Source organism: Serratia fonticola (assembly GCF_001006005.1).
Taxonomy (GTDB): Bacteria; Pseudomonadota; Gammaproteobacteria; order Enterobacterales; family Enterobacteriaceae; genus Chania; species Chania fonticola.
On record NZ_CP011254.1, the window covers coordinates 3927043 to 3951846 of the forward strand.

The 24804-nt window shown below is 54.5% G+C and carries 25 protein-coding genes; 12 read left to right on the forward strand and 13 right to left on the reverse strand.

Annotated features, from left to right (window positions below):
• Positions 1 to 211 precede the first annotated feature (211 nt).
• The gene (locus WN53_RS17500) at positions 212 to 1903 is read right to left on the reverse strand and encodes an aspartate:alanine antiporter (RefSeq protein WP_071680847.1); all 1692 of its coding nucleotides are present in this window, start codon (positions 1901 to 1903) and stop codon (positions 212 to 214) included.
• Positions 1904 to 2247: 344 nt separating this feature from the next.
• Between WN53_RS17500 and WN53_RS17505 the strand changes: the two genes are divergently transcribed.
• The gene (locus tag WN53_RS17505; protein ID WP_024485544.1) at positions 2248 to 2628 is read left to right on the forward strand and encodes an inner membrane protein YbjM; all 381 of its coding nucleotides are present in this window, start codon (positions 2248 to 2250) and stop codon (positions 2626 to 2628) included.
• A gap of 62 nt (positions 2629 to 2690) precedes the next feature.
• Here WN53_RS17505 and WN53_RS17510 read toward each other — a convergent pair whose 3' ends face one another.
• Entirely contained in the window at positions 2691 to 2954 is a 264-nt protein-coding gene (locus tag WN53_RS17510; protein WP_021804981.1) for a GrxA family glutaredoxin, read from the reverse strand.
• Between the two features lie 237 nt (positions 2955 to 3191).
• Between WN53_RS17510 and WN53_RS17515 the strand changes: the two genes are divergently transcribed.
• The 8 genes from WN53_RS17515 to rlmC all read left to right on the forward strand — a co-directional run bounded on the left by WN53_RS17515 (position 3192) and on the right by rlmC (position 11067).
• A complete protein-coding gene (locus WN53_RS17515) occupies positions 3192 to 3491 on the forward strand; it encodes a YbjC family protein (protein ID WP_024485543.1) in 300 nt (99 codons plus the stop codon).
• A gap of 57 nt (positions 3492 to 3548) precedes the next feature.
• The gene (gene rimK / locus WN53_RS17520; protein ID WP_024485542.1) at positions 3549 to 4451 is read left to right on the forward strand and encodes a 30S ribosomal protein S6--L-glutamate ligase; all 903 of its coding nucleotides are present in this window, start codon (positions 3549 to 3551) and stop codon (positions 4449 to 4451) included.
• A 174-nt stretch (positions 4452 to 4625) separates the two neighbouring features.
• Positions 4626 to 5105 carry a type III secretion system chaperone family protein gene (locus WN53_RS17525; protein ID WP_024485541.1) on the forward strand — a complete coding sequence of 160 codons (480 nt, stop codon included), beginning with the start codon at positions 4626 to 4628 and terminating at the stop codon, positions 5103 to 5105.
• Positions 5106 to 5500: 395 nt separating this feature from the next.
• The gene (gene potF, locus WN53_RS17530; protein WP_024485540.1) at positions 5501 to 6610 is read left to right on the forward strand and encodes a spermidine/putrescine ABC transporter substrate-binding protein PotF; all 1110 of its coding nucleotides are present in this window, start codon (positions 5501 to 5503) and stop codon (positions 6608 to 6610) included.
• Between the two features lie 222 nt (positions 6611 to 6832).
• Positions 6833 to 7966, forward strand: coding sequence for a putrescine ABC transporter ATP-binding subunit PotG (gene potG, locus WN53_RS17535; protein ID WP_024485539.1), 1134 nt, complete (start codon positions 6833 to 6835; stop codon positions 7964 to 7966).
• Positions 7967 to 7990: 24 nt separating this feature from the next.
• Complete coding sequence (gene potH, locus WN53_RS17540; RefSeq protein ID WP_021804975.1) at positions 7991 to 8953, forward strand: putrescine ABC transporter permease PotH; 963 nt, start codon at positions 7991 to 7993, stop codon at positions 8951 to 8953.
• On the forward strand, positions 8950 to 9795 hold the full coding sequence (gene potI, locus WN53_RS17545; RefSeq protein ID WP_024485538.1) for a putrescine ABC transporter permease PotI: 846 nt from the start codon (positions 8950 to 8952) through the stop codon (positions 9793 to 9795). The genes potH and potI overlap by 4 nt, the downstream gene beginning before the upstream one ends.
• 144 nt (positions 9796 to 9939) lie before the next feature.
• Positions 9940 to 11067 carry a 23S rRNA (uracil(747)-C(5))-methyltransferase RlmC gene (rlmC, locus tag WN53_RS17550; RefSeq protein WP_046808134.1) on the forward strand — a complete coding sequence of 376 codons (1128 nt, stop codon included), beginning with the start codon at positions 9940 to 9942 and terminating at the stop codon, positions 11065 to 11067.
• Between the two features lie 37 nt (positions 11068 to 11104).
• On the opposite strand, the gene artJ (WN53_RS17555) is transcribed toward rlmC, so the two are convergent.
• The 6 genes from artJ (WN53_RS17555) to WN53_RS17580 form a co-directional block, all read right to left on the reverse strand.
• Positions 11105 to 11839 carry an arginine ABC transporter substrate-binding protein gene (gene artJ / locus WN53_RS17555; protein ID WP_046808135.1) on the reverse strand — a complete coding sequence of 245 codons (735 nt, stop codon included), beginning with the start codon at positions 11837 to 11839 and terminating at the stop codon, positions 11105 to 11107.
• Between the two features lie 194 nt (positions 11840 to 12033).
• The gene (gene artM, locus WN53_RS17560; RefSeq protein WP_024486187.1) at positions 12034 to 12702 is read right to left on the reverse strand and encodes an arginine ABC transporter permease ArtM; all 669 of its coding nucleotides are present in this window, start codon (positions 12700 to 12702) and stop codon (positions 12034 to 12036) included.
• Positions 12702 to 13418, reverse strand: a complete 717-nt coding sequence (gene artQ / locus WN53_RS17565) for an arginine ABC transporter permease ArtQ (protein WP_024486188.1) — start codon at positions 13416 to 13418, stop codon at positions 12702 to 12704. The genes artM and artQ overlap by 1 nt, the downstream gene beginning before the upstream one ends.
• A gap of 9 nt (positions 13419 to 13427) precedes the next feature.
• The gene (artJ, locus tag WN53_RS17570) at positions 13428 to 14159 is read right to left on the reverse strand and encodes an arginine ABC transporter substrate-binding protein (protein ID WP_046808136.1); all 732 of its coding nucleotides are present in this window, start codon (positions 14157 to 14159) and stop codon (positions 13428 to 13430) included.
• A 32-nt stretch (positions 14160 to 14191) separates the two neighbouring features.
• Positions 14192 to 14920 (reverse strand): arginine ABC transporter ATP-binding protein ArtP, encoded by a 729-nt coding sequence (gene artP, locus WN53_RS17575; protein ID WP_099049968.1) that lies wholly within the window; start codon positions 14918 to 14920, stop codon positions 14192 to 14194.
• 265 nt (positions 14921 to 15185) lie between these two features.
• The gene (locus tag WN53_RS17580; RefSeq protein ID WP_024486191.1) at positions 15186 to 15734 is read right to left on the reverse strand and encodes a lipoprotein; all 549 of its coding nucleotides are present in this window, start codon (positions 15732 to 15734) and stop codon (positions 15186 to 15188) included.
• 176 nt (positions 15735 to 15910) lie between these two features.
• Between WN53_RS17580 and WN53_RS17585 the strand changes: the two genes are divergently transcribed.
• Both WN53_RS17585 and WN53_RS17590 read left to right on the forward strand, forming a co-directional pair.
• Positions 15911 to 16234, forward strand: a complete 324-nt coding sequence (locus tag WN53_RS17585) for a heavy metal-binding domain-containing protein (RefSeq protein WP_024486192.1) — start codon at positions 15911 to 15913, stop codon at positions 16232 to 16234.
• 199 nt (positions 16235 to 16433) lie between these two features.
• On the forward strand, positions 16434 to 17270 hold the full coding sequence (locus WN53_RS17590) for an N-acetylmuramoyl-L-alanine amidase (protein ID WP_024486193.1): 837 nt from the start codon (positions 16434 to 16436) through the stop codon (positions 17268 to 17270).
• A 210-nt stretch (positions 17271 to 17480) separates the two neighbouring features.
• Here the strand turns inward: WN53_RS17590 and WN53_RS17595 are convergent, their stop codons facing one another.
• Together WN53_RS17595 and WN53_RS17600 are read right to left on the reverse strand one after the other, a co-directional pair.
• Complete coding sequence (locus WN53_RS17595; protein WP_024486194.1) at positions 17481 to 18491, reverse strand: NAD-dependent epimerase/dehydratase family protein; 1011 nt, start codon at positions 18489 to 18491, stop codon at positions 17481 to 17483.
• 277 nt (positions 18492 to 18768) lie between these two features.
• On the reverse strand, positions 18769 to 20211 hold the full coding sequence (locus WN53_RS17600; RefSeq protein WP_024486195.1) for a DUF2867 domain-containing protein: 1443 nt from the start codon (positions 20209 to 20211) through the stop codon (positions 18769 to 18771).
• A gap of 194 nt (positions 20212 to 20405) precedes the next feature.
• On the opposite strand from WN53_RS17600, the gene WN53_RS17605 reads away from it, so the two are divergent.
• Positions 20406 to 20753 carry a DUF1294 domain-containing protein gene (locus WN53_RS17605; RefSeq protein ID WP_024486196.1) on the forward strand — a complete coding sequence of 116 codons (348 nt, stop codon included), beginning with the start codon at positions 20406 to 20408 and terminating at the stop codon, positions 20751 to 20753.
• A gap of 62 nt (positions 20754 to 20815) precedes the next feature.
• Here WN53_RS17605 and WN53_RS17610 read toward each other — a convergent pair whose 3' ends face one another.
• From WN53_RS17610 to poxB, 3 genes are all read right to left on the reverse strand, one after another.
• Positions 20816 to 21808, reverse strand: coding sequence for an MBL fold metallo-hydrolase (locus WN53_RS17610; RefSeq protein WP_099049927.1), 993 nt, complete (start codon positions 21806 to 21808; stop codon positions 20816 to 20818).
• Positions 21809 to 21899: 91 nt separating this feature from the next.
• A complete protein-coding gene (gene ltaE / locus WN53_RS17615; protein ID WP_024486198.1) occupies positions 21900 to 22916 on the reverse strand; it encodes a low-specificity L-threonine aldolase in 1017 nt (338 codons plus the stop codon).
• A gap of 108 nt (positions 22917 to 23024) precedes the next feature.
• A complete protein-coding gene (gene poxB, locus WN53_RS17620) occupies positions 23025 to 24746 on the reverse strand; it encodes a ubiquinone-dependent pyruvate dehydrogenase (protein WP_024486199.1) in 1722 nt (573 codons plus the stop codon).
• Positions 24747 to 24804 lie beyond the last annotated feature (58 nt).

Below are 24804 nucleotides of genomic sequence, written 5' to 3' on the forward strand. Positions count from 1 at the left end.
AAGTGACTGTTTTTAAGGGGTGTAAAATTCAGGCAACAAAAAACCCGCTAATCTTGAACCTAAAAAGGCGGGACTAACGGGCTCCACAAAATGGGGACATCAAAGAAAAGCAGTGGCACTAATTCAGACTATGTCCCGATCGAAAAGTTCTACCTGTTGCTAGAAAAATTAAAAAATATGTCGCCGTAGCACCACTTCTCAGACCGCCTTGCTACCCCATGATACCTGGCCAGATCACCACGATGAGCGAACCTGCCAAGGTTAACAACACGTTAGCGATGGCGTAGGTGCCTGCATATCCCAATGCTGGAATATTACTACGTGCAGTGTCACTAATGATTTCCATCGCCGGAGCGCAGGTACGTGCCCCCATAATGGCACCAAACAGCAGGGCACGGTTCATACGCAGAATGTAGGCACCGAACAGGAAGCAGATCACTACCGGTACCAGGCTGACGATCAAGCCTGCGATCAGCATCTGGCCACCTACTGCGCCTAGGGTATTGCCAATACCTGCCCCTGCGCTCAGGCCTACACCGGCCATAAACACCATCAGGCCGAACTCTTTCACCATGTTCAACGCGCCCTGAGGGATATAACCAAAGGTCGGGTGGTTGGCACGCAGGAAGCCCAGCATGATGCCGGACATCAATAGCCCTGCGGCGTTGCCGATGCCAAAGGAGAAGCTGCTGGTGAACTGAATGGTGATCTGGCCGATCAGCAGGCCGATGATAAAGAAGGCGCAGAACGCCAGCAGATCGGTAACCTGGCTATGAATGGAGATAAAGCCGATCTTCTCTGCCACGCTTTTTACCCGGCGGGCATCGCCGCTAACCTGCAGCACATCGCCTTTGTTCAACACTATGCTGTCATCGATCGGCATTTCAATCTGGCTGCGGATCACGCGGTTGAGGAAGCAACCATGATCGGTCAGCTTCAACTGGCTCAGGCGCTTGCCTACCGCATTGCTGTTTTTGACCACGATCTCTTCGGTCACGATGCGCATATCCAGCAGATCCCGGTCGAACACTTCCTTACCGTTACGGAAGCTTGGGTCCAGGCGTGCGTGAGCATCAGGGTAGCCGACCAGTGAGATTTCATCCCCGACCTGTAACACCGCATCTCCGTCTGGGTTGGCCAGAATGCCGTTGCGGCGAATTCTTTCGATGTAACAACCGGTTTGGCGGTAAATGCCGAGCTCGCGCAGGTTCTTGCCGTCTGCCCAGGCAACCAGTTCCTGGCCAACGCGATAGGCGCGGATCACTGGCAAATAAACCTTACGCTGACTATCGGTATCCAGACCGCGCTCACGGGCGATTTGTTGGGCAGAGGTAGAGAGGTCCTGATGCTGTAGCTTAGGCAGGTAACGTGCGCCGAAAATCAGGCTGACCAGGCCAATCAGGTAGGTCAGGGCGTAGCCCAGGCTCAGATGGTCTTGGGCTGCAAGCAGTGCCGGGCCGCTGGTGATGGTATTACGCAGCGTATCGCCTGCACCCACCAACACCGGTGTGGAGGTCATCGAACCGGCGAGCATGCCGGCAGTAAGGCCGATATCCCAGTGGAACAGCTTACCCAGACCGATAGCGATCACCATCGCTGAACCGACCATCACCAGCGCCAGCATGAAGTAGTTTTTGCCGTCGCGGAAAAAAATCGAGAAGAAATTGGGGCCAGCTTCAACACCGACGCAAAAAATAAACAGCATGAAGCCGAGGCTTAACGCTTCGGTGTTAATGGCAAAGTGTTGCTGGCCGAGCAACAGCGAGACCACTAAAACGCCAATGGAATTACCGAGTTGAACGGAGCCAAGACGAACCTTTCCGAGGCAGAGCCCCAGGGCGAGTACCACAAACAGTAACAGGATGTAGTTACCATTTAACAAACTTGCGACGTTTATGTTCACGGGGGATAACTTATTGTTTACCAGTAAGTTCTTGATAAAGAACACTATAAGAGTTAGATTCAGCCATAGAGTATATGGATAAAACTGAGATAACAACCAACCATCGGAAGGCGATCCGAACCATCGAATGGCGGCGCTTATTCTAGTCGCTATCACGTATGACAGCCAGCATAAAGCTGTGTCGGCATACGTATTTAACCCTTTTTGACCAAGGAAAAAGTTCAGCCAGCGCTGTCGATTTCGGCTGTGTGTCGCAAGGTCTGTGCGATAGGCTGTTTTTTACGATGTAGTGAGCGGTCACATCGCGATATCCGTCGTTTTTCGGGTATGGAGGGGAGAGGTGGATGGTGAGTTATCGATACTGGGTGGGCATTTTCAGCTGTTTTCTGTTGTTTAGCCTGGTTTTTCTGGGCCAGAAGAGCGGTGCCCTCGGCGTGACAGAGCCTGAGCATCATGGTGAAACCGGCCTGCTGTTGTTTATTATTCCCGGTTTTATCGCCAGCTATTTGTCGAGCAAGCAGCGTATCCTGTGTCCGTTGCTTGGCGCACTGTGTGCGGTACCGCTGTGTTTGCTCATTCGCCACTTTTGGTTAACGCCCGGCCATTCGTTTTGGCAGGAGTTGGCTTATGCGGTCAGCGCCGTATTTTGGTGTGTGTTCGGTGGGATGCTGTATTTATTAATGCGCATGGTGTTGCATGCTTTGCAACAGTTCTATCGGCGGTAAAAACCCTAATCGTAAAAAAGGCCACCTGCGTTCGGTGGCCTTTTTTTGTTCGAGCTTGAAGCTTACTGGAACAGGTTCAGATTTTCTTTGGCGTAGGCTTCAAAATCGGTGCAGCCGCCAATGTGGGTCTGATCGATAAAGATCTGCGGCACGGTTTCTACCGGTTTGCCCACGGTTTTTTCCAAATCGGCCTTGGTGATGCCTTCTGCGTGAATATCAACATAACGGAAGTTGAAATCGTCACGCTCTTCAGTCAATTTCTCTGCCAGCTCTTTAGCACGGACACAGTAAGGACAGCCCGGACGCCCGAAGATTACAGCAAACATGTAACACTCCTAGTCTGTTATTAATAATTAACCGTATTGTAACGACATTCCTTCCGTCATAAAAAGACTTCAGTTGCGCTATCACTCACGTCATGGCGCTTACTATGCCCGTTGGTGGAGCTAAAAAAAAGCAGGATCTGCCTCTTGGTTTGATTTATAGAACCGATTAATCAACTAGGGCTGTTGCTGTGATGGCGAATTTACTACACTGGACACAGTGAGTCTGGAGAAAAAAATATGCGTTCATTCGGTGACTTACCGCGTTCTGTGCTGGTGCTTGAAGGATTGGGCATGGTGCTGTTGATACTCTCTTATCTGAGTATTCATGACTACGTGCGCTTGCCGGGTATACTGGCTTCGCAACAGGCGGCGGTTGGCATGATCTTTCTTGGCGTCTTCATGATGGTTCCGGCAGCCGCGTTTTTGGTCTGGCGCGTAGTTCAAGGGTTCGGCCCGCTACTGCGCGGTGGCCAGCCGCCGCAGAACGATCGGCGTACCCCGCCGAAAGATAAACAAGACCAGGGACCGCAAGACTAAACGCGGCTATGGGGAATGCCTGCCAATGCAGGTGATCAACGCCTTTAGGGGTGACGAGTGAAAATTGCCATTCTTTCACGCGATGGTTCGCTGTACTCATGTAAAAGACTGCGTGAGGCTGCAGAGCAGCGTGGGCACCGTATCGATGTTATCGATCCGCAGTCTTGTTATATGAATATCAACCCGGCGGCACCTAGCATTCATTATCGTGGCCGCCAGTTGGAACGTTACGATGCCGTGATCCCGCGTATCGGTTCTGCTATTACGTTTTATGGCACTGCCGTGCTGCGCCAGTTTGAACTGCTCGGCAGCTATCCGCTCAATGAATCTGTAGCCATTACCCGCGCCCGTGACAAGCTGCGTTCGCTGCAACTGCTGGCGCGCCAGGGGATTGATCTGCCCATTACCGGCTTTGCGCATTCGCCGGATGACACCGGTGATTTGATCGAACTGGTGGGTGGCGCACCGCTGGTGGTGAAGCTGGTTGAAGGGACACAGGGGATCGGCGTGGTATTGGCCGAAACTCGTCAGGCGGCGGAGAGCGTGATCGACGCCTTTCGTGGCCTGAATGCCCATATCCTGGTGCAGGAGTATATCCGCGAAGCCAACGGCTGTGACATTCGCTGCCTGGTCGTTGGCGGCAGGGTAGTTGCCGCGATTGAACGCCAGGCAAAGCCTGGGGAGTTTCGGTCGAACCTGCACCGTGGTGGCACGGCTCGTAAAGTGCATATCACCGGCAAGGAACGCGCAACCGCGATCAAGGCCGTGGAGACGCTGGGGCTGGATGTTGCCGGGGTTGATATCCTACGTGCCGATCGTGGCCCGCTGGTGATGGAAGTGAATGCATCGCCGGGGTTGGAAGGCGTTGAAACCACCACCGGATTGGATATTGCAGGCATGATGATCGAGTACATTGAGCAACAAGCCCGGCCTGGCTTTCGTCTGAAATCTGGCGGATGATAAATTGCGCTTTCCTCTGTCGCGCCAAGCGTGTACGGGGGATCGCAGGTGCGGATAGGTTGTGCGATGTTGTCGTATTAGTGAATTAAGCGGCTTTGATCGTGGCATCTCGATTGAATATTCCGTAAGCTATGCGCCTTTTCATGTCATTGAACCCTGTGAGGCTGGTAATTTATGGATTCACTCATCGTCCCCGATTTGGCGTTATTACGACGTTGGTTGGATCAGTTGGGGATCTCGTTTTTTGAATGTGACTCTTGCCAGGCGCTACACCTGCCGCACATGCAAAACTTTGACGGCGTATTCGATGCCAAGCTCGATCTGGTGGACAATGTGATCCTGTTTTCCGCGCTGGCCGAAGTCAAGCCAACCGCACTGATCCCGCTGGTGGCCGATCTCAGTCAAATCAATGCCAGCTCGCTGACCATCAAGGCCTTTGTTGATATTCAAGACGATAACTTGCCAAAGCTGATTGTTTGCCAGTCTTTGAGCATTGCCGTGGGCGTAGCCTATGAGCAGTTTGCCCACTTTATGCAACAGGGCGAAGAACAGATCTCGATGGTGATCCTGGAAGCCAGGGCGAACGATCTGCTGTTTATGGGTGATGAAGAAGATAACCCGGCTACCGTAGCCAGCCAACCGATGCTGCATTAATCTTCGCTGTACATTATGTGTGCCGCAGCTCTGGCGGCACGCAGCCCGGACTTTCCCCCACAACCAGATATTCTGCGTTTCAGCCCTTATTGCCAGATATTTCTCGTCTTTTAGGCCGTTATTGCCGCATCACATACAGACCCCGTGCATAATTAATCGATAAACGGCGTTTTTTACCCTGGAGGCTGGCACCGTCTGGCAACTCCGGTTATGCTGCTGATCTTGCTAAAGGCTCACGCTCCTGTTTGTGACCTCGTGGGCTGGCAGGTGAGAAAATCGCATGCAATCAACTGCATAGCTATTCACTCGCGATCGCAACGATTGCGCTCGGCTAATCAAAGGCGTTGTATCCTTTCAAGATACAAATTTACCCCTTGTTTTGGAGGAAGTTACGGATGGTCACCCAACGTAAAAAGTGGTTATCGGGTGTGGTTGGCGGCTTGCTGATGACGGCTTGCCTCACCGCGTCGGCCGCAGACAATACGCTGCACATCTACAATTGGTCCGACTACATTGCGCCGGATACCCTGGCCAAATTCCAGAAAGAAACCGGCATCAAAGTGGTGTATGACGTCTTTGATTCCAACGAGGTTCTGGAAGGCAAACTGATGGCGGGCAGCACCGGTTATGACTTGGTGGTTCCTTCCTCCAACTTCCTTGAGCGTCAGTCCAAAGCCGGTATTTTTGAAGCGCTGGACAAGAGCAAGATACCTAATTACAAAAACCTTGATCCCGAGATGCTGCAACTGGTTGCGCATAACGACAAGGATAATAAGTACGGTATCCCTTACATGATGGTGACCACCGGCATTGGCTATAACGTCGATAAGGTCAAAGCGGTGCTGGGTAAAGATGCCCCGGTCGATAGCTGGGACCTGATCCTCAAGCCGGAAAACCTGGAGAAACTGAAAAGCTGTGGTGTCTCCTTCCTGGATGCGCCAAGCGAAGTGTATGCCACCGTCTTACACTATCTGGGTAAAGATCCTAACAGCACCAGTGCGGAAGATTACACCGGTGCGGCCAACGATCTGTTGATGAAACTGCGTCCGAATATCCGCTATTTCCACTCTTCCCAGTACATTAACGATCTGGCTAACGGGGATATTTGCGTGGCCATTGGCTGGTCTGGCGACATCATGCAGGCCGCCAACCGTGCCAAGGAAGCCAAAAACGGCGTCAATGTGGCCTACTCCATTCCAAAAGAAGGGGCGCTGACCTACTTTGACATGTTTGCGATGCCAGCCGATGCCAAAAACAAAGATGCGGCCTACCAGTTCCTGAACTTCCTGCTCAAGCCAGAGGTGATCGCGGATATCAGCAACCACGTGTTTTATGCTAACGCGGTGAAAGACGCAACGCCGCTGGTGAATGCCGAGGTGCGTGATAACCCGAACGTTTACCCACCGGCAGATATTCGTGCCAAGCTGTTCACGCTGAATGTGCAGTCGCCAAAACTTGACCGTGTTGTTACCCGGGCATGGACTAAAGTTAAAAGCGGGAAGTAAATACCTGTCGTCTTTCAAGCTGCAGCGTTGTTACCTGCACTTACTCACCCCAGTCACTTACCCAAAAGTAAGCTCCTGGGGATGAGTAAGCTTGTCGCCTAGCCGCAGCTCGAAATCCATAGGGTATTGATAAGCAGGTGGGGTTAACCCGCCTGCATTGCCATTTTGGGCCATGGCAATTGCTGTGGTTGTTCGCACTGCTTTAGCCGGAGAGCACCCCGATTGAACGATGTTACCCCTCGTCCGCTAGCCAAATCGCAGAAGGTCTTCACCCCTCTGCTGGAAATCCGTAACCTTACCAAAACCTTTGACGGCCAGAACGCGGTAGAAGACGTCAGCCTGACGATCTACAAGGGCGAAATTTTTGCGCTGTTGGGGCCCTCTGGCTGCGGAAAATCGACGTTGCTGCGTATGTTGGCCGGTTTTGAACAGCCGACGGAAGGGCAAATTGTCCTCGATGGCCAGGACATGTCCCATGTGCCGCCATACCAGCGCCCGGTCAATATGATGTTCCAGTCCTATGCGCTGTTCCCCCATATGACGGTGGAGCAGAACATCGCGTTTGGCCTCAAGCAGGACAAAATGCCGCGCGCGCAAATTAACGAGCGCGTCACAGAAATGCTGACGCTGGTACATATGCAGGAATACGCCAAACGTAAGCCGCACCAGCTCTCCGGCGGTCAACGCCAGCGTGTGGCACTGGCGCGTAGCCTGGCTAAACGGCCAAAGCTGTTGTTGTTGGATGAACCAATGGGCGCGCTGGATAAGAAACTGCGCGATCGTATGCAGCTGGAAGTGGTGGATATCCTGGAGCGCGTGGGCGCGACCTGCGTCATGGTCACCCACGATCAGGAAGAAGCGATGACCATGGCTGGCCGTATCGCCATCATGAACCGCGGCAAGTTTGTGCAAATCGGTGAGCCGGAAGAGATCTACGAGCACCCGAACAGCCGTTTCAGCGCCGAGTTTATCGGTTCGGTCAACGTGTTCGATTGCGTGTTGCAGGAGCGGCGGGATGATGCATTGATCCTGCAAAGTCCGGGTTTACGCCATGCGCTTAAGGTCGATCCTGATTCATCGGTGGTAGACGGTGTGCCTATTCAGGTCGCGCTCCGCCCGGAAAAGATCATGCTGTGTGAGGAAGTGCCGGAAGACGGCTGCAACTTTGCGGTGGGAGAGGTGGTGAACATCGCCTATCTGGGCGATCTGTCGATCTACCACGTCAAACTGCTCAGCGGGCAGATGATCAGTGCGCAGCTGCAAAACGGCCATCGCTTCCGCAAAGGGATGCCGACCTGGGGTGATGAAGTGCGCCTGTGTTGGGAAACCGACAGCTGTGTGGTTCTGACGGTGTAGTTGAGAACGTGAGGAGTAACCACCATGACATTGCTTTCTGAACGTTCGCCGGAGCCTCCGGCAAGAGTACCCGGCCCGATTAAGGCGTTTATCCAACGTTTGCAGATGGCCCATGGCCGCAAGTTGGTGATCGCGCTGCCGCTGCTGTGGCTGCTGCTGTTGTTTATGCTGCCGTTCCTGATCGTGTTCAAGATCAGCCTCTCAGAGCTGGCCTTGGCGGTACCGCCTTATACCGATCTGATGAGTTGGGCAGACGGCAAACTCGATATTGCACTGAACTTTGCCAACTACCTGCAGTTGACCGATGACCCGTTATACATCGATGCCTATCTGCAATCCTTGCAGATAGCGGCGGTTTCAACGTTATGCTGCCTGGTGATCGGCTATCCGCTGGCGTGGGCGGTGGCACACAGTAAACCGTCGACCCGCAACATTCTGCTGCTGTTGGTGATCCTGCCTTCCTGGACGTCATTCCTGATCCGCGTGTATGCCTGGATGGGGATACTGAAGAACAACGGGGTGTTGAACAACTTCCTGATGTGGTTGGGGGTGATCGATCAGCCGCTGGTGATCCTGCATACCAATCTGGCGGTGTATATCGGTATCGTTTATTCCTATCTGCCGTTTATGGTGTTGCCGATTTATACCGCGCTGACGCGCCTTGATTACTCGCTGGTTGAAGCCTCGCTGGATCTGGGGGCCAAGCCGTTGAAAACCTTCTTCAGCGTGATCATGCCGTTAACGCGTGGCGGTATCATTGCCGGCTCGATGCTGGTGTTTATCCCGGCGGTGGGGGAGTTCGTGATCCCGGAACTGCTCGGCGGGCCAGACAGCATCATGATTGGCCGCGTGCTCTGGCAGGAGTTCTTCAATAACCGTGACTGGCCGGTCGCCTCGGCGGTTGCTACCGTGATGCTGCTGTTGCTGATTGTACCTATTCTCTGGTTCCACAAGCACCAGAACAAGGAAATGGGAGGGCAGGGATGAATAACTTGCCGGTAGTGCGCTCACCGTGGCGCATAGCGATTCTGGTGGTCGGTTTCACCTTCCTCTACGCACCGATGCTGATGCTGGTGATCTACTCGTTCAACAGCTCCAAGCTGGTTACCGTTTGGGCGGGATGGTCGTTCCGTTGGTATATCGAATTGTTCCACGATTCGGCGATGATCAGCGCAGTTGGCCTGAGTTTGACCATTGCGGCTGCTTCCGCCACGGCAGCGGTGATCCTCGGTACCATTGCCGCGATGGTGATGGTGCGCTTTGGGCGTTTCCGGGGTTCGACCGGGTTTGCCTTTATGCTCACCGCACCGCTGGTTATGCCAGACGTGATCACCGGTTTGTCGCTGCTGCTGCTGTTTGTGGCGATGGGGCACACCTTTGGTTGGCCTTCTGAGCGTGGAATGTTCACCATCTGGTTGGCGCACGTCACCTTCTGTACCGCCTATGTGTCGGTCGTTATCAGTTCGCGCCTGCGTGAACTGGATCGTTCGATCGAAGAGGCAGCTATGGATCTGGGCGCGACGCCGCTGAAAGTGTTTTCCGTGATCACCTTGCCGATGATTGCCCCGGCGCTGATCTCGGGCTGGATGCTGGCGTTTACTCTTTCGTTGGACGATCTGGTGATTGCCAGCTTCGTGGCCGGGCCTGGGGCTACCACCTTACCAATGCTGGTATTCTCCAGTGTGCGTATGGGAGTTAACCCGGAAATCAACGCTTTGGCGACGCTGATCCTGCTGGTGGTTGGGATCCTCGGGTTTATTGCCTGGTGGTTTATGGCGCGGGCGGAAAAACAGCGCGCGCGTGAACTGCAAAGGGCTGCTCGTGGCTGATGCTGTTGACGATTAATCGAGCTTCAAGCGCCGCCTGACCGGGCGGCGTTTTATCTTGTTCTGACCTCGTAAATAAGTTTTTGTCCGCATTGGGTGGTACAATCTGCGCCCCCATTGGTCATCCTGAGTTAACGGTTACTATTCATGCATTGCGCTTTGTACTCGGCGGGCACCTGCCGTTCCTGTCAGTGGCTGGAAAAGCCTTATCCCCAGCAACTGGAAGAAAAACAACATCATCTGCAATCCTTGCTGGCGGATCGCGATGTCGCGCAGTGGTTGGAACCGGTGACGGGTGAACAGAGTGCATTTCGCAACAAGGCGAAAATGGTGGTCAGCGGTAGCGTTGAGCGGCCGTTGCTTGGCATGTTGCACCGTGATGGCACGCCGGTAGACCTGTGTGATTGTCCGTTGTATCCGTCCAGCTTTGCCCCGATTTTCGCGGTCTTGAAAGACTTTATCCCCCGCGCTGGATTAACGCCTTATAACGTGGCGCGCAAACGTGGCGAGCTGAAATATTTACTACTGACGGAAAGCACCTTCAGCGGCGGCCTGATGCTGCGCTTTGTGCTGCGTTCCGAAAGCAAGCTGGCGCAACTCCGTGCGGCCTTGCCTTGGTTACAAGAGCAGTTGCCGCAGTTGAAGGTGATCTCCGCCAATATTCAGCCAGTACACATGGCGATCATGGAAGGTGAGCATGAAATCCCGCTGACCGAACAGCAGGCGCTGGAAGAGCGGTTCAACCAGGTGCCGTTATACATTCGCCCGCAGAGCTTTTTTCAAACCAATCCGCAGGTGGCCAGCCAGCTGTATGCCACCGCACGGGATTGGGTACGGGCGCTGGGGATTGCCAGCATGTGGGATCTGTTCTGTGGCGTTGGCGGCTTCGGGTTGCATTGCGCACAGCCGCAAACCCGGCTGACCGGCATTGAAATCAGCGCAGAGGCGATTGCCTGTGCCAAACAGTCGGCACAAACTCTCGGCTTACAGCAGGTAGATTTTCAGGCGCTGGATTCGACCCGATTTGCCACCGCTGAGGGAGAGGTTCCTGAGTTGGTTTTGGTGAACCCACCGCGTCGGGGGATTGGCAACGAGCTGTGTGATTATCTCAACCGCATGGCGCCGGGTTTTATTCTTTATTCCAGCTGCAATGCGCTAAGTATGGCGAAGGATTTGGCGATGTTGCCGGATTACCGAGTTGAGCGTGTTCAGCTATTTGATATGTTCCCGCATACTGCCCATTACGAAGTGTTGACGCTGCTAGTCCGGAAATAATGGCCCTCCAGTGAGGGCCTGTAGTCTAGCTGAGGTATTACTGCGGGAACCACTTATCGTTGATCGCCTTGTAGGTCCCATCCGCCTTGATCGCATCCAGCGCAGCATTCAGCTTGGCCAGTAGTGCCTGATTGTCGGGGCGTACGGCAATGCCCAGGCCGGTACCAAAGTACTGCGCATCGGTTACGTGCTCACCTACGGCGGCCAGTTCCGGATTATTCTTCAGCCACTCATTAACCACCGCAGTGTCACCGAACACGCCATCAATACGGCCATTCTTCAGCTCTAGCACGGCATTTTGGTAGCTGTCATAAGACACGGTATTAATTTCCGGGTGCTTGTCCTGCATGTATTTTTGATGCGTGGTGCCGTTTTCCATCCCCAGCTTTTTGCCTTTCAAATCCGCCAGCGTAGCGAACTTGCCTTTCTGAGCAATGACGATGGCCGAGTTGGCATAATAGGGCTGGGTAAAGGTTACCTGCTTGCTGCGCTCCGGAGTAATGTCCATACCAGAAATCACCGCGTCATATTTTTTAAATTTCAGCGCGGCGATCAGGCTGTCAAAGGCCTGGTTGGTAAAGGTGCAGTCGGCCTGCATCTGCTTGCACAAGGCCTTGGCCAAATCGATATCGAAACCGACGATCTGGTTATTGGCATCCAGAGATTCAAACGGCGGGTAGGTCGCTGAAGAGGCGAAACGGATAGTGTCTGCGGCGGCAGCGTTAAAGGTGATCCCGGCGAGAATGGTGGCGGCAAGTAACAGCTTTTTCATCGGTACGGCTCCTGTCGTAAATTTGATTGTTGTCTCGCCACCTTTTTTTCTGACAACGCCCCAAGGGCATTGTGAGTGGCTATGCCGATAACAATGCCATTTAGTGAATGACTATTCAATATAAATGACTAGAAAATTATTTTCAGCCATAAAAAAGCCCTGCGCAAGGCAGGGCTAGTTCAGCGAGGCTTGGCTCAGTTACGCCGTTCAAATGCCAATGCGCGGCGTTCAACTATACGCATCAGTAACGTCAGCAGGCCATTGACGCACAGGTACACAATGCCAGCGGCACCGAAGACCATCACGTCATAAGTCCGGCCGTACATCAGTTGGCTATAGCCCATCACTTCCATCAGCGTAATGGTATAGGCAAGCGAGGTACTCTTGAACACCAGCACCACTTCATTGGAGTAGGATGACAAGGCACGTTTGAAGGCATACGGCAGCAGAATACGCAGCGTTTGCTGGCGTGACATGCCCAGCGCTTCACAGGATTGCCATTGGCCCGCCGGGATAGCGCGCACCGCCCCATGGAACAACAGGGTGGTGTAGGCCGCACTGTTCAGCGCCAGCGCAATCATCGCGCAGAGCCAGGGTTGCGACAGCAGGTTCCACAGCCAGGGATACTCACGGATCGCCGGGAACTGGCCAGGGCCGTAGTAAATCAGGAAGATCTGCACCAGCAACGGCGTACCGGTGAACAACGTAATGTAGACCTTCACCAACTGCGTCAGCACCGGGGTTTTTAACGTCAGGATCACCGTCAGCACTAGCGACATCAGCAAGGCAACAATCAGTGCGACAATCGTCAGAGACAGGCTGGTATGCAAGCCTTTGATGATTTCGGGGATGAACTCAAGCATCAGGCTGGCCCCCGCTCAAAACGTGTGGTGCGCAGCTCGATCCGCTTAAGGATGTATTGGCTCAGCAGGGTGATAACCAAATAGATTGCCGCAGCAATCACATACCAGGTAAACGGCTCCTGGGTGCGGGTGGCAATACTTTTGGTCTGCAACATCAAATCGTTAACGCTAATCAACGACACCAGTGCGGTATCTTTCAGCAGCACCAGCCACTGGTTGCCCAGCCCCGGCAGCGCGTGACGCCACATTTGTGGCATGATCAAGCGGAAGAAGATAGCCGTCTTGCTTAGTCCCAAAGCCTGGCCGGATTCCCATTGGCCCTGTGGCACCGCTTTCAGCGCCCCACGCAGCGTTTGCGATGCGTAGGCAGAATAGAGCAGAGCCAGGGCGATAACGCCGCACAGGAACGGGCTGACTTCGAAATTATCGATGGACAGCTGCACCGGCAGTTGGAACAGGCCGAAGTTCAGGACAAAGCCGTCGGACAGCATCATCAGCAGCTGTGAGGAGCCAAAGTAGATAAACAGCACCACCAGAATTTCTGGCAAGCCGCGCAGCAGGGTCACCCAGGCGGTGCCGAGCCAACTGACCGCTTTCCAGCGGGATGACTCCCAGACGGCAAACAGCATCGCCAGGATCAGGCCGAGGACCAGGGCACAAACGGCAAGGCCGACGGTCATCCCGGCGGCGCTAGCTAAAGGTTGGATTTCATTCATGGATAATGATTACTGCTGGAACCATTTTTTGTAGATGGCTTCGTAAGTCCCATCCTGCTTGATTTTATCCAGGGCGGCGTTGAATTTGCCCTGCAGTTCGGTATTTTGCAGGCGCATGGCAATGCCCAGACCGCTACCGAAGTAGTCTTTATCCGTCACTTTATCGCCCACGGCGGTCAGCGCAGCGTTTTCTTTCAGCCACTCGTTAACCACGGCGGTATCGCCGAACACCGCATCAACACGGCCATTTTTCAAATCTAGAATGGCATTCTGATAGCTGTCGTAACCCACGGTGGTGATTTCCGGGTGTTTATCGGTAAGGAATTTCTGGTGCGTGGTGCCGTTTTGTACGCCAACGCGTTTGCCTTTCAGCGCGGCCACGTCGGCCACTTTGCCTTTCTCGGCAATAAACAGGGCCGAGTTATCGTAGTAAGGCTTGCTGAACAGTACCTGCTTTTCGCGCTCAGGGGTGATATCCATACCGGCCATCACGGCATCGAAACGCTTGAACTTCAGGCTTGGGATCAGGCTGTCGAAGCCCTGGTTGGTAAAGGTACACTCAGCCTGCATCTCTTTACACAGAGCGTTGGCCAGATCGACGTCGAAGCCCTGGATCTTGTTATCCGCCGCGACAAATTCGAACGGAGGGTAGGAAGCTTCGGTAGCGAAACGAATTGTTTCGGCTGCTGAGGCAGAAACGCTGATGCCAGCCAGAACGGCGGCGATTAGTAGTTTTTTCATCGCAAACTCCCTGAGAACAGCAAATATCGCTATTAGTGTGATAAGTAATTGGCAAACTCTACGGTTTGCGGTTGTGCAAAGTGGCTGGCATCGCCCTGTTCGACGATATGGCCATTTTCCATATACACCACGCGGCTGGCGGTTTTACGCGCTACTTCAACCTCATGGGTGACGATCACCTGAGTGATACCGGTGCCCGCCAACTCGCGAATGATGCTGACGATCTGCGCGGTAATTTCCGGATCCAGCGCGGCCGTAGGCTCATCGAACAGCAGAACCTGAGGCTCCATCATCAGCGCACGAGCAATGGCTACGCGCTGTTGTTGGCCACCGGAGAGATGCAGTGGGAAACGATCGGCAAAATCGGTCAGGCGTAACCGGGTCAGCAACTTATCGGCACGCGCCATCGCTTGTGCCTTGGTCAGGCCAAGTACGCGGCAGGGCGCTTCGATCAGGTTTTGCACCACGGTCAGATGTGGCCAGAGATTGTACTGCTGGAACACCATGCCTACGTTTTGGCGCAGTTCGCGGATGGATTTCTCCCCCGGTGACTGTTTAAAGTCGAACTGATTGCCCGCGATTCGCAGGTGGCCAGAGCGTGGCATTTCCAGCAGGTTAAGCACCCGCAGCAGCGAACTCTTACCCGCACCGCTTGGACCAAGCAGCACCAGAGTCTCGCCGGCAGGGCAATCCAGTGTAATGTTAAACAGCGCCTGATGTGCGCCGTAAAAGCAGTTGATATCTTTTAGTTGAATACTCATGCGCTGAAATTGAATAGACATTGATGCCGGGAATGGTAACTTCCACAGAATACTTATGCAATCTTTGTGAGTTAAAATTTATTAGTACGTCGCAGAATGACTAAATAATAGCAGAAGATACCGTGAGCGCTGGCTGAATGGCTGATTTGTCGCGCACACTGTGAGATAGCTAGCTATTTTTCTCAAGGTGATGGATTTTTGAGCATTTCTGAGGGGGGGGGAATTGGCAACCGGGAAGGTGATACACCCGGCTGCCATCTTGGTGTTACTGGTTCTCAAGAACCTGACGCAGCGTACCGCTGGCGGCATGCTGCGGGATGTTGAGGAAGCGGATGTCGTCAACCACCCAGCAGGTGCCTTCACGGACCATCAGTACTTCGTCCTGCCAGTTGATTGCACTGGCACCTTCTTTCTGGTGGGTCAGCTGTACACGCAGCGGGATGTTTTTGGCATCGGTGTTAGGAATGGTGGAGGCGCTGGCAACTGATGCGCTGGTTGGCCCCTGGGCATTGCCAGAGAACAGATCGCCGGTGATGGTATGTTTGCCAGGGTGCTGAGCGGCACTGACCAGATCCTGATACAGCACCTGGCTCAGGTAAGGCTGCAACTGTGCCAGACGACTGCTGTCCGGCAGTGCGGTGCTTGGGCCTTGCTGAATGCGCAGGTCATAGAATTTCTGGGCCACCGTATCCGGGCCACCCTCTACGCAGGCGCCAGTGCGAACGCCAACATCCTTAAAGGCCGGTTCGACGGTGGTACAGGCGCTTAAGAACAGGGCCAAGGGTAAAACAACAGCAAGCGTTTTTGTTTTCATCTCATAACCTTATGTAAAAGTCTCTCAACCATGAAGACCGAAAACCTCGGGACTAGCCTACAGTATAAAGGCGTTTTTGGTCCTTGCATTGGTGCTGTGTGCCATTGTGCCACAGAACATCCGCTTAAATTAGCTGTCCTACCACAGCAATGATTTGATTTTATAAGGAGTTCTTGATGCAATTGTCCACTACCCACACCCTGGAAGGGTTTACCATCACCGAATATTGCGGTGTAGTTACCGGCGAGGCGATTCTGGGTGCCAATATTTTCCGTGATTTCTTTGCTGGCGTGCGTGATATCGTTGGTGGCCGTTCCGGTGCCTATGAGAAAGAGCTGCGCAAGGCGCGTCAGTTAGCCTTTCAGGAGGTGCAGGAGCAGGCCAAAGAACTTGGGGCTAACGCGGTAGTCGGCATCGATATCGATTATCAAACCGTAGGTAAAGATAGCACCATGCTGATGGTCAGCGTCAGTGGTACTGCGGTAAAAGTCAGCCGCTGACATTTACCGACAGGCACACAATTCTGCTAAGCATGCGGCACCCTACGGTCAAATATGTGCGGCAGTGCGGTGCGATAACAAGGAAGTTAAATGGCAAATGCCGAGCAGGGAAGCTGTGAACTGCAACAGAAAGTTAGTCGACTGCGCCAAATCCTGTCATATCCTGATGGCGGAATTTCACAGCAGGAAGGAGCGTATTTTGGTTAAGTGGTTGTGGATCGCTGCGATTGGAGTTTTGACGGGTTGCCAACAGCAATCCACCAGCACGCTGGTGGATCACGGTAGCTATCAGTTGGAAACGCAGCATCAGGCACCAGGGGCCGATCAGCGTATTCGCTTCCTGGTGATGCATTACACCGCAGAAAACTTTCACTCATCGCTAAAAACGCTGACGGACGAGCACGTCAGCGCCCATTACTTGTTGCCTGCGCATCCTTCAAAGCAGGGCGGCAAACCGGTGGCTTATCAACTGGTACCCGAAGCACTGCGGGCCTGGCATGCCGGGGCCAGCAATTGGCGTGGGCGTACCAATTTGAATGATACCTCGATCGGTATTGAGATCGTCAACCGGGGCTTTACGCGTAACTTGTTGGAGACAGACTGGCAGCCTTATACGCCAGAGCAAATTGCGTTACTGATCCAACTTAGCCGAGATATTGTGCAGCGTTACGCGCTGCAACCGACGGACGTGGTAGGGCACAGTGACATCGCACCGCAGCGCAAGCAGGATCCTGGCCCACTCTTCCCATGGCAACAGCTGGCGCAGGCAGGCATTGGTGCCTGGCCGGATGAGCGGGAGGTGGAACGTTACCTGGCAGGTCGTGATAAGCATGAGCCGGTGGCGATGGCATCACTGTTGGAAAAGCTGGCGCGCTACGGCTATGGCGTTGATCCCACATGGGATGCCAAGCAGCAGCGGAATCTGGTAGCGGCGTTTCAGATGCATTTCCGGCCCAGCGATTATCGCGGTGAGCCGGATGCAGAAAGCGAGGCGATTATTGAGGCGTTGCTAAGCAGATACGGAGCTATGCGCTAACGCCAAAAGAAATGCCCTCACGCTCTCCCACAGTGGACCGTTCGAGTTTGCTGAGATTATCTTTTTACTGCCAAATGTGCAGGGACTAACAGCTCCCTCTCCGTATGGAAGGGGATCGTTCGAGTTTGCTGAGATTATCTTTTTACTACCAAATGTGCAGGGACTAACAGCTCCCTCTCCCTGTGGGAGAGGGTTGGGGTGAGGGGTTAGTTATAGCCCGTGCAGATTACCGTGATCTTTTAACCAGCGAGCGGTACGGCTAATGCCTTCTTCTAGCGAAACCACGGGTTGATAACCCAGTTCCTGCTGTGCGCGAGTGGTGTTCAGCGTCAGATCGAAATTGAGCTTGGCGACGCTGTAATGGGTCAATACGGGTTCTTTATCGCTTTTACTGCCCAGCTTTTCCATGCCACGAGCCATCATATCCAGCATCGGGTAGGGCACCGAGCGGATGCGACACTTCATGCCCAACTCATCGATCAGCTGTTGCAGCACGGTGCGTAGCGTGCAAGCTTGCTGGTTGGAGATGTTGTAGGCCCGGCCAGAAGGAGTCTCTTCCTTCACGGTGGCCAGCCACATGGCGTGTACCGCATTATCCAGATAGGTCATATCGACCAGTGCATCCCCGCCACGCGGTAGCAGCAGGCTGCCGTAATGTTTGATCATATGCAGCAGGCGCGGCAGCATGATTTTGTCGTGTGGGCCAAATAGCCCCTGTGGGCGCAGGATAGTGAAATGGGTTTGCGGGTTGGACAGCGCCAACTGTTGCACCACCTGTTCCCCGGCGGCCTTGCTGCGGGCAAACTCGTTGGCATAACGAATCGGGCGGAAGTCTTCATCCACATTGCGGTGATGGTGATAATCAAAGTAAATCGCCGGCGACGAAATATGAATGAACCGTTCCACACCGTAGGCCGCAGCCCATTCCCCCAAACGGCGGGTAGCGCGGACGTTGGCCAGTTCGAAGGCTTCTTCTGTACCCCATGGGGAAGTGAAACCGGAGCAGTGCCACAGCACGTCCACATCCGCCAGCATGGCTTTGGCCTGCGAAGAGATCAGGTTGGTGAGATCGGCATGGATGAATTCGGCACCCATTTTTTCCAGCAGGCAACCCATGGCCTGATTGCGCCCGGTGGCACGTACTTTTATGCCTTGGCGGCGGAGATATTCAACGGCGTTACGGCCTAACCCACTGGTTGCACCGGTGACCAATACCTTCATAACTCACTCTGTTCTCACCAAAAATCAGGATGCTGAGGGCGTTTTAGCGCGCCCCAGCAAATAAGGTGCCATTCTTTCGTGATTTTGTGCGCTATGCAATGAGAAAGGACCTAACCGAGACAGAAAACTGTGCGATTGATCAACAATTATACCCGTCGTCTTTCAAGCTGCAGCGTTGTTACCTGCACTTACTCACCCCAGTCACTTACGAAAAGTAAGCTCCTGAGGATGAGTAAGCTTGTCGCCTAGCTGCAGCTTGAAATCCATAGGGTAGAAACTAATGAGGACGCTGGTTATCGTACTCTTCGGCCAATTGGGCAATCCGTTTGGCCATGCCACGGAAAATAAACAGGTGGGCAGGCATCATGACAAACCAGTATAACAGCCCGCTGAAACCGGCAGGATGCCACCAGGCGCGGACATCGAGCTGGCGGCGATCGCCCAGGTCTTTGATACTGAAGGTCAGGCGACCAAGCCCCGGAGCTTTCATCCCGAACATCAATGCCAGCTGGCGCAATGGCTTCTTGGTGATCACCTTCCAGCCATCGACCAGATCGCCGATTTCCAGGGTATCACGCTGCGGTCGGCCATAAACGACGCCGTTGCCGATCATATCGTCCATGCGGGCACGGATTTGCCACAGAATGTTGGCGTAGAAGTATCCCTCTTTGCCGCCCAACTGCTGCACGACGTGCCATAGCGCTTCACTGGAGGCCTGGGTATCCAGTTCGCAGCCTGCATGTTTGGGGTAGAAACCGTAACCGGGGCGCCAGCGGGCTCGGGCTTCAGGATCGTAACCCCAGTCGGCAGAGTCGACCACCTCGTCTTCGCGGCGTAGCGTCTCCTTCACGGCCTCATCAAAGGTTTGTAGTGGCTGTGGGATCAAGGCTTGCAGCGGTTTGCCATCGGCAGGTAAGTCATGGTTCAGCCCCTGAATGAGCGCGCTGGCAATCGAGGTTGGCACAGAGGTGATCATGCTGATAAACCATACCGAGATAAAGCGTGTCGGCAGCGGCACCGGGATCAGCCAGCGCTTTTTGCCGCTGATCTTGATAAAGCGCTCGAACATGGTTTGGTAACTGATGTACTCCGGCCCGGCCACGTCAAAAATCCGGTTTTCCTGCGCTGGATGTTGCAGTAGCCCGGTCAGGTAAGTGAGCAGGTTATCCAGTGCGACCGGGGACGATTTTGACCGCACCCAACGCGGTGGCGTCAGGATCGGCAGGTTATAGACCATATCGCGCATAATCTCGAACGCGGCTGACCCTGGGCCAACCACGATGCTGGCGCGTAATTCGGTGACGGGAATGCCGCTTTGGCGCAGGATTTCGCCGGTCAGCTTACGGGCGATGAGGTGAGGGGAGCTACTGCCCTCTGGTTGCAGTGCACCAAGGAAAATAACCTGTTTAACGTTGGATCCTCGCAAGGCATCCCGCAGGTTCTCCGCCGCCTGGCGCTCCTTTTCGATAAAATCATCGCCATCGCCCATGCCGTGGATCAGGTAGTAAACGGCATCGATCTGCCATAGCGCCGCCGTTAGCGTTTCTGGACGGTAGACATCCACGTAGCGGCAGCTTACGTGCGGCCAGTTTTGCTCTTCCAACCATTCTATGCGGCGTGCTGCTGCGGTGATTTCGTGGCCCTGTTCGGTCAACCGGGGGATCAGGTGTTGGCCAATATAACCGCTGGCTCCAAGAACCAGAATACGTTGGGAGGTCATTGCGCTGCCTTAGTTTATTGATGTTAATGTGAGCGTAGTTTTACTCGTCATCTTTCAAGCTGCGGCTTGAAATCCATAGGGTATAGAATGACAAATTAGCGAGCTAAATGCACTTTTTGTATGGGTATCAAAAGTTGCATCTGCACGTAGGGCAGTTCACACTACGCGGCGATCAAGCAATGAGCCTATGCCCGATGAAAATCAATTCTCTGTGTTATTTGCTGCTGCTAATTGCCTTGGCTGGCAGCCTGTGTTTTCCCGCTCCGCTGTGGACGTGGTTGCTGTTGGTAAACTTGCTGACCCTGCTAATCTACGGCGTCGATAAGCTGGCCGCCTGCAAAAGTTGGCAACGGGTACCGGAAATCACCCTGCTGCTGTTCGGCGTGTTGGGCGGTTGGATAGGGGCCATTATCGGGCAACGACTGTTCCGTCATAAAACGCAGAAACAGCCGTTCAAAACCTATTTTATCCTCAGCGTAGTGCTGAACCTGCTGCTGATACTGGCTGTGGGTTACTGGCTCTATGGCCGGATGGTGGTTTAAGTTACCGCAATGTGCGCAATTAAACGGGCGCCGTATGTGACGCCCGTTGTCATCAATCTGCGTTAAGGTTTCTTCTCGCCGACTACCACTGGAGCATATTCAACCGGCACCCACGCATAGCCTTTACCTTCGACGCGCACGTGGCCCAGGCCAGGGAAAGGTAAGTGCGCTCCGCCAACCCACAGCTTGTTTTCAGCCGCATCGGCAAACACCTTCTGCCGGGTAGCGATCGCCTGTTTGGAGTCCGTGTCAAAGTCCACCGCGACTTCAGGTTTGGCAAACTGCAAAGAGTGACTGTGGACGATATCCCCCCACAACAGCAGTTTCTGGCCGCCGGAGCTGAACAGGTAAGAAGTATGTCCAGGCGTATGGCCCGGTGTCGCTATCACCTCCAGCCCAGGAAGTAACTGCTCCCCAGGGCTGTAAAGTTTCAGCTTGCCCTGTTCGGCATAAGGGGCCACGGCGTCCCGGGCCATCTTGAACATCGGTTGCGCGTCCTTCGGGGCTTTGGACGCCATCTCTTTACTCAGCCAATAATCCCCGTCGGCCTTGGAGGCATAGACAGTGGCGTTAGGGAAGGCGGCCTTGCCCTGATCGGTGATGCCGCAGGCGTGATCGGGGTGCAGATGCGTCAGCAATATCATATCAACCTGCTCTGGCTGATAACCTGCCGCGCGCAGGTTGTTTTTGATGGCCCCCAACGTCGGTCCAAAACACTGCGAGGTACCGGCATCAACCAGAACCAGATGCGTACCGGTATTCACCAGAAACGCGTTAACCGCTGTCTGAATGCCTGACTTGCTGTCGGTAAACATGCGGGCGAACAACTTTTGCATATCCGGTTCGCTGACACCATGGAACAGCTTGGCGTCCAGTTTGACGTAACCGTCGTACAGCGCTGTCACCTCTAGGTTACCCAACATCATGCGGTAATAGCCGGGAGCCTGCGTTTGCTGTTGGGCCGGCGCTGGGGCGGCGCTAGCTGGCAAGGTAAACATCATTCCACTGCTAACGAGGGTGAGAGCTAATAACGTCTGGCGAAATTTATGACTCATAGAGGATATCCCTTCAGGTATTGGAACTAGGCTGAGATGGCGGGTTTGGCGAGAACCGGGAAGCGGGCCTCCCGGTGTTACTGCAAAAAAGTTAGGCGTGCTGCTGCAAGAATTCCCGCCACAGATCGACCACTTTTTGCAGATCTTGGCGGCTAACGTTGAGATGCGTCAGGATACGGGTTAACGGCCCGGCGCTGATCAACACGCCACGTTCGCGCATCCAGGGGCCGAGCTTGGCCGCCAGCTCCGGGGATTGGCGCAGATAGAGCACGTTGGTTTGTGCGCCCGGCTCGGCAATATCCACGCCAATGTCACGCAACTGCTGTTCGAGCCATTTGGCGTTGTCATGATCTTCTTTCAGCCGCTCGACGTTGTGCTCCAAGGCATAGAGCCCGGCAGCCGCCAGAATACCGGCCTGGCGCATACCGCCACCGGTCATCTTGCGCCAGCGGTTGGCACGCTGAATAAACTCTTCGCTACCGCATAGCAGCGAGCCAACCGGTGCCCCCAGGCCTTTCGACAGGCAAATGGTGAAGGTGTCGCAATACTGGGCAAGGGTTTTCAGCGGTACGTTAAGCGCCACCGCCGCGTTGAAAATGCGCGCGCCGTCAATGTGCAGAGCAAGTTTGTGCTCACGAGTGAACTGCCAGGCCTGTTGCAGATATTCCAGCGGCAGCACGCGGCCGCTGATGGTGTTTTCCAGGCTCAGCAGACGAGTCTTGGCAAAGTGAATATCATCAGGCTTGATGGCGGCGGCGACTTTATCTAACGGCAGCGTGCCATCGGGATTGGCTTCGATCGGCTGGGGCTGGATGCTGCCCAGCACGGCGGCACCACCGGCTTCATATTTGTAGTTATGCGCCTGCTGGCCAACGATATATTCCTCACCACGCTGGCAATGGCTCAGCAGGGCTACCAGGTTGGCCTGGGTGCCGGTAGGCAGGAATAATGCCGCCTCTTTGCCAGAGAGTCTGACCGCTTCAGCCTGGAGGGCGTTGACGGTGGGATCGTCGCCATACACGTCGTCGCCGACGTCAGCCTGCGCCATGGCGGTGCGCATCTCTGCGCTAGGTTGGGTAACGGTGTCACTGCGTAAATCGATAAGCATACGGGTCCTTGGTAGCTGATGAGGAAGTGGCTTTCATCATAACCGGATTAGCGCGGGGCAAAAGCGGAAAATGCAGGGGACAACCAACTTCATTGCCCCCAGAAGCGATTAACGCAGCCAGTTGGTTTTAGCCAGTTCGACGACCTCATCGCCCCGGCCATTGATGATGGCGCGCAGCATATACAGGCTGAACCCTTTAGCCTGTTCGAATTTGATCTGCGGCGGCATCGCCAGCTCTTGTTTGGCCGTGACCACGTCGAGCAAGGCCGGGCCAGGATGCGCAAGCATTTCCTGCAATGCCGCGTCCAGCTCGGAGGCCTTTTCTACCCGAATGCCTTTGATACCTGCCGCATTGGCGATGGCGGCAAAGTCTGGGTTGTGCAGATCGGTGCCGTCGGTAAGATAGCCACCGGCTTTCATCTCCATCGCCACAAAGCCCAGCACGCTGTTATTGAATACCACCACCTTGACCGGCAGCTGCAACTGGGCCAGCGACAGAAAATCCCCCATCAGCATGGTGAAGCCACCGTCACCGCACATGGCGATCACCTGTTTATCCGGTTCGGTGGCTTGGGCACCAATCGCCTGCGGCATGGCGTTGGCCATTGAGCCATGGTTGAACGAGCCGAGCAGGCGGCGTTTGCCGTTCATTTTCAAATACCGCGCTGCCCACACCGTCGGCGTGCCGACATCGCAGGTGAAGATGGCGTCATCCGTGGCTGAGTTGCTGATTTGCTGTGCCAGATATTGTGGATGGATCGGCTGGTCATCGTTGGCGGTAGCCAACCCGTCGAGATCTTTACGCGCTTCCCGGTAATGCTCCAGCGCTTTATCCAGAAACTTGCGGTCGCTCTTGGCTTGCAACTGCGGCAGCAAGGCGCTGAGCGTCGTTTTGATATCGCCCATTAGCGCCATATTGACCGGGCAATGGGCGCCGATGCTGCCGGGGTTGATATCGATCTGAATGATATTGGCATTGCTAGGATAAAACGCCCGATAAGGGAACTGAGTGCCTAGCAGCACCAGGGTATCCGCGTTCATCATGGCATGATAGCCGGAAGAGAAACCAATCAGCCCGGTCATACCGACGCTGTAAGGGTTATCCCATTCGATATGCTCTTTACCGCGCAGGGCGTGCACAATCGGGGCCTGCAGCAGTTCGGCCAGTTTGACGACTTCGTCATGCGAACCGGCGCAGCCGCTGCCACACATCAGGGTGATGTTTTTGGCGCTGTTCAGCGTTTCTGCCAGTTTTTGCAGCTCGCTCATCGGTGGCTGCATCAGTGGGTGCGCGGGCGTATGCCACACCATGCTGGCATCTTCTGGGGCCATTTGCAGGGCGACATCCCCCGGCAGCACTATCACCGAGACGCCACGATTGAGGATCGCTTTGCGCATGGCAATCTCAAGCACTCGCGGCAGTTGCTCAGGATTGGACACCAGCTCGCAGTAGTGGCTGCATTCGCGGAACAGCTCTTGCGGGTGCGTCTCCTGGAAGTAGCCGCTGCCGATCTCGCTGGAAGGAATATGGGCGGCGATAGCCAGCACCGGGACGTGATTGCGGTGGCAATCGAACAGGCCGTTGATCAGGTGTAGGTTGCCGGGGCCGCAGGAACCTGCGCAGACCGCCAGTTGGCCAGTGAGCTGCGCTTCGGCACCGGCAGCAAAGGCGGCGACTTCCTCATGGCGGGTGCCCATCCAGGCGATGGTTCCCATCCGATGCAGGCTGTCACTCAGGCCGTTGAGCGAATCGCCGGTAACGCCCCAGATCCGTTTTACACCTGCCTGTTCCAGCGTTTTGGCGATCAGCGTGGCTACTGTTTGCTTCATCGTTCCTCCAGTCATTATCCAAAATGAGGGGTACTCGCCCGGTTAGAGGCAAACAGAA

Excerpts from the sequence above, each read along its gene's own strand:
- WN53_RS17505 (WP_024485544.1), top strand. The coding sequence starts at position 2,248 with ATGGTGAGTTATCGATACTGGGTGGGCATTTTCAGCTGTTTTCTGTTG.
- WN53_RS17510 (WP_021804981.1), bottom strand. The coding sequence starts at position 2,954 with ATGTTTGCTGTAATCTTCGGGCGTCCGGGCTGTCCTTACTGTGTCCGT.
- WN53_RS17515 (WP_024485543.1), top strand. The coding sequence starts at position 3,192 with ATGCGTTCATTCGGTGACTTACCGCGTTCTGTGCTGGTGCTTGAAGGA.
- WN53_RS17525 (WP_024485541.1), top strand. The coding sequence starts at position 4,626 with ATGGATTCACTCATCGTCCCCGATTTGGCGTTATTACGACGTTGGTTG.
- potF (WP_024485540.1), top strand. The coding sequence starts at position 5,501 with ATGGTCACCCAACGTAAAAAGTGGTTATCGGGTGTGGTTGGCGGCTTG.
- potH (WP_021804975.1), top strand. The coding sequence starts at position 7,991 with ATGACATTGCTTTCTGAACGTTCGCCGGAGCCTCCGGCAAGAGTACCC.
- potI (WP_024485538.1), top strand. The coding sequence starts at position 8,950 with ATGAATAACTTGCCGGTAGTGCGCTCACCGTGGCGCATAGCGATTCTG.
- rlmC (WP_046808134.1), top strand. The coding sequence starts at position 9,940 with ATGCATTGCGCTTTGTACTCGGCGGGCACCTGCCGTTCCTGTCAGTGG.
- artJ (WP_046808135.1), bottom strand. The coding sequence starts at position 11,839 with ATGAAAAAGCTGTTACTTGCCGCCACCATTCTCGCCGGGATCACCTTT.
- artM (WP_024486187.1), bottom strand. The coding sequence starts at position 12,702 with ATGCTTGAGTTCATCCCCGAAATCATCAAAGGCTTGCATACCAGCCTG.
- artQ (WP_024486188.1), bottom strand. The coding sequence starts at position 13,418 with ATGAATGAAATCCAACCTTTAGCTAGCGCCGCCGGGATGACCGTCGGC.
- artJ (WP_046808136.1), bottom strand. The coding sequence starts at position 14,159 with ATGAAAAAACTACTAATCGCCGCCGTTCTGGCTGGCATCAGCGTTTCT.
- artP (WP_099049968.1), bottom strand. The coding sequence starts at position 14,920 with ATGAGTATTCAACTAAAAGATATCAACTGCTTTTACGGCGCACATCAG.
- WN53_RS17580 (WP_024486191.1), bottom strand. The coding sequence starts at position 15,734 with ATGAAAACAAAAACGCTTGCTGTTGTTTTACCCTTGGCCCTGTTCTTA.
- WN53_RS17585 (WP_024486192.1), top strand. The coding sequence starts at position 15,911 with ATGCAATTGTCCACTACCCACACCCTGGAAGGGTTTACCATCACCGAA.
- WN53_RS17595 (WP_024486194.1), bottom strand. The coding sequence starts at position 18,491 with ATGAAGGTATTGGTCACCGGTGCAACCAGTGGGTTAGGCCGTAACGCC.
- WN53_RS17600 (WP_024486195.1), bottom strand. The coding sequence starts at position 20,211 with ATGACCTCCCAACGTATTCTGGTTCTTGGAGCCAGCGGTTATATTGGC.
- WN53_RS17605 (WP_024486196.1), top strand. The coding sequence starts at position 20,406 with ATGAAAATCAATTCTCTGTGTTATTTGCTGCTGCTAATTGCCTTGGCT.
- WN53_RS17610 (WP_099049927.1), bottom strand. The coding sequence starts at position 21,808 with ATGAGTCATAAATTTCGCCAGACGTTATTAGCTCTCACCCTCGTTAGC.
- ltaE (WP_024486198.1), bottom strand. The coding sequence starts at position 22,916 with ATGCTTATCGATTTACGCAGTGACACCGTTACCCAACCTAGCGCAGAG.
- poxB (WP_024486199.1), bottom strand. The coding sequence starts at position 24,746 with ATGAAGCAAACAGTAGCCACGCTGATCGCCAAAACGCTGGAACAGGCA.